At 57.9% G+C, this 3,084-nt stretch carries 3 protein-coding genes; all 3 read right to left on the bottom strand.

Annotated elements, in window-relative coordinates; translation table 11 throughout:
- Window positions 1–410, bottom strand: a 410-nt coding sequence (locus AC1DWT_RS50470; protein ID WP_477926188.1) for an acyltransferase family protein, incomplete at its 3' end; no start/stop codon positions are given.
- On the bottom strand, window positions 403–921 hold the full coding sequence (locus AC1DWT_RS50475; protein WP_477926189.1) for an acyltransferase: 519 nt from the start codon (window positions 919–921) through the stop codon (window positions 403–405). The genes AC1DWT_RS50470 and AC1DWT_RS50475, both read right to left, overlap by 8 nt.
- A 133-nt stretch (window positions 922–1,054) precedes the next feature.
- Complete coding sequence (locus AC1DWT_RS50480) at window positions 1,055–2,575, bottom strand: sugar transferase (protein WP_477926190.1); 1,521 nt, start codon at window positions 2,573–2,575, stop codon at window positions 1,055–1,057.
- Window positions 2,576–3,084 lie beyond the last annotated feature (509 nt).

Consider the following 3,084-nt stretch of genomic DNA (forward strand, 5'->3'; position numbering starts at 1 on the left):
GTCGTAGAGTTCTGCGCGACATATCGCCACGCTGAATGCTCTCCGCGAAAAAGGGCGATGACATCACCTCCCATAACCTGAGTTGCAATGGGTGCGATCACAAAGGCCGTGACAACTAAATTGACCCAGAAGGCCGGGAGTAACCGATACGCTCGCGCGCGCACAAATGTTAGAACTGTGGGGTTCCTGTTCCAGGTCCGCAACACCAAAAATCCGCTAATCGCAAAGAACGCGTCCACTCGAAAACTGCCAACAACTTCCCTTAACCCTTCGGGCGATATATCGTGACCAGTAAGTGGAAAACTATGCCAGAGCATAACCGTTGAGGCGAGGACTAGGCGGATGGTGCTAAGCCCATTATGGCGACCATCGAAGGATTCATACAGGCTAATCTTCTTTCGATTACCCATTGAGATCCCTGATCTTCCTGGCCGGAGTGCCGGCATACAATGCGTTGGCCTCAATATCGTCAGTTACGATCGCGCCAGCAGCAACTACTGAACCGCTCGCTATTCGGACACCCGGTAGTATGACAGCCCTGGCACCGATCCAAACTCCGTCGCCAATCGACACTGGTTTCGCCAGTGCCTTTCCCGCGCGTTTCTGCGGGTCCCCAAGTTCGTGGGTGCTGGTGACAAACAGAACGCCCATTCCTACGTCGCAATTCCTGCCGATTGAGACGGGCGCTGAGGTATTGAACATGCAGCCATAGTTAATAAATGTTTTAGCACCTATTGATACTCGCCTGCTGCCAAACCACACTCCTGGTGATATCCGGCATTTCTCGAGGCTCATCCCGTACGCACTGAGCGCCCTCCAGCGAAACGGCATCGGAAAGAGAGGAGATGATACGACCGTATTTAGAATAATATCTCGTGTAAATTGAGGCCAAAGTTTAGCAATAATGTTCATCTCTATCATGATTCCTGTCGGGGGCACCGGTGGGCACGGTTGAATCCACTGGTGCCTTCTGATTCGCCGCGGGAATTGCGCTGTTCAAGTGATGCAGTGACCGGCAGAGGGCTCGATCTCGCAGTGAAGGATCCGCTGAGCATCAATATGCTCCGTCACCTGCCGCCACTGCCTTCAAAGTCTTTCCGATGATGAGAAGATCTCCCATCATCGACCAGTTCTCCACATACGAGAGGTCTAGCCGCACAGTCTCTTCCCATGACAGGTCCGAGCGTCCACTCACCTGCCACAGTCCCGTGACACCGGGCTTCACGAGCAGCCGGCGCCTAACGGTGCCGTCGTAGGCCTCCACCTCACGGCGCAGCGGCGGTCGAGGACCGACCACGCTCATCTCGCGACGGAGGACATTGATGAACTGGGGCAACTCATCGATGCTGAACTTGCGCATCAAGCGGCCGACCTTCGTAACCCGCGGGTCCTCGCGCAACTTGAACAGCACGCCGGCGCCCTCGTTTACCTTCATCAGTGAGGCAACCTGCTTGTCGGCGTCCACCACCATGCTGCGGAACTTGAGCATCGGGAACGGCTTGCCGTCTAGGCCCATCCGCTCCGACTTGTAGAAGACTGGTCCTTTGCTTGTCAGCTTGATCGCCAGTGAGACGAACAACAGAACTGGGCTGATCAAGATCAAGGCGAGTGTCGCGAACACGAAGTCGAAGGAGAGCTTCGAGAATCTCTGCGCACCGTGGTACTGCGGCTTCTCCACATGGATCAGTGGGAGGCCAGCGACGGGTCGCATCGAGAGCCTGGGTCCTGACACATCCATCATCCCGGGGGCAACCACGAGGTCGACGTGGTGCGGCTCGAGCGCCCACGCAAGATCCCGCATTCCGTCGTGACCCAAGTGCTCGGTTGCTGTAACAGCCACTGTGTCTGCCCGGCAGAACTCCAACGATTCCACGACGTCTTGCTCGTCACCGAGAACGGGAATCTCTCGCCCCTTCACAGTGATCTTGTCGCCGTGCTTACCGGTATGCCCCGGCATACACACGCCGACAACGCGGTACCCGTCAGCAGTGCCGCGGGCGAAAGATTCGGCGAGATTCCGTACCGCGCGTTCGCCACCAACGACCAAGACGGAAGTTTGGAACTCTCCGCGCGAACGCTTCCGCGCGACCACCTTGCGCCACACCCAGCGGTTCACCATCAGGGCAATCAAGCCCACGGGGAACGCGATTGCCAGGTAGAGGCGCGCCAGGTCGAGTCGAAATAGAAGGGCCAGGATCGCAATGAATCCGAACAGGCGCACCGTCGATACGAAGATCCGGCGGTACTCGTCGGGACCACTACCGATGACCCGGATTGTGCGCGTCCGGAAGATCACCAGCGTCACCAGCCACGCGACCACCAGCAGGGCCGAAACGAGTGTGTAGCTCAGGTCGTGCAGGGTCTGGCCGGTGGTCAGAACACCACTGTCGCCGAAGCGAATCCACTGGGCCAACGCGACAGCAGCGATCACCACCAGGGTGTCGGAGATCAACAGTCGCCGGATGTAGGCCGCCTGCCACTCTCGACGACTCCCGAGTCGTCCTGTCTCCGAAGAGACCGTTGTTGCGCCCGGCGTACCCGATGCGGGGCCGAGCGGAACATCGAATGCGGTCACATTCGTTGCCTTCCACCTGAGAACCAATAAGCCGGCAAGCGCTGCTGTCTTCCGACTGTTGGCGGTGAATGACGACCGCCCCCCTGTATTGCTGCCGGGATGATGATCGCACCTTCAACCTTCTTCGTTACAACTGGAGTGGCGAGAGTCACAGACGCGAGATCCCAACCGCAAGAACAGGTTCCTGTGCAGGTCACGGCTCTGTACACCGATTGAATGACACCGCCTACACCACACTGGGCGCCGCAGATAGGGTCTAAAGTCCTGGCGTATCGGGAAAGGTTCCGGTATTTTGCCGCGAATCCTACTCGAGGGTCAGATTGGGATGACACCCTGCGCGCCGCCTTCAGGCGCCTACCATTGACGGTCTGCTGTCATTTGCGTGAATGACGCTGCGGGACCGCGGCATAGGCGACCGGATTGGCCGCTCTACGATCGGCGCTGAACCATCACGATCAAAGGGAGAGTATTCACATGGACAGAGACAGCATTTGGAATACCCCATGGGG

This window comes from Rhodococcus sp. P4_B6 (assembly GCF_056402215.1).

Coding starts and splice junctions, on each gene's coding strand:
- AC1DWT_RS50475 (WP_477926189.1), bottom strand. CDS start 921: ATGATAGAGATGAACATTATTGCTAAACTTTGGCCTCAATTTACACGA.